We start from the raw sequence: 513 nt of genomic DNA, 5'->3' as shown, positions 1-513 counted from the left end.
TGTCTCTACCCAAAAAGAAGGATGGCTATGCATTGGCATGTGCATCGGCTATATCAGAAACATCGTTTTCGCCAATTTGATAGACGCTGCAATGTCCCGCGCCGTTCTTTCCATATATTCCGCGGCATGTTCAAACGCGTCTTCTAGCGGCACGGCTCCGGGGACGATGCTGAAAAGCGCATCGATCCCGTGTTGATAGACGGCATCACTGTCTCGTGATACTGATCCCGCAATACCGATGACAGGCACATCATATGATTTAGCCGCCTTGGCTACGCCTATCGGCGTTTTTCCATGAACCGTTTGGCTGTCGATCCGTCCCTCGCCGGTAATCACAAGATCTGCATCCTGAACGATACTTTCAAAATCAACCGCATTAAGGACAATATCAATGCCTCTTTTCAGGTCAGCCTGAAGATAAGTCAGCAGGCTCCATCCAAGACCGCCCTCTGCACCGGCGCCCTCTGTATCTCGGAAGGTTGATCCGAGCTCTTTTTCTGCCATATCAGCGAA

Annotated in this window: 1 protein-coding gene; it reads right to left on the bottom strand. The window is 50.7% G+C overall.

What is annotated here, in order from left to right:
• Positions 1-48: 48 nt before the first annotated feature.
• The coding region (locus ACWHAR_RS32220) for a glycerate kinase (protein WP_452089068.1) at positions 49-513 on the bottom strand (465 nt) is incomplete at its 5' end.

The organism is Bacillus sp. LR--39 (genome assembly GCF_053613335.1).
The sequence above is the reverse complement of the archived record's forward strand: the minus strand, read 5'-3'. Positions and strand labels throughout refer to the sequence as shown.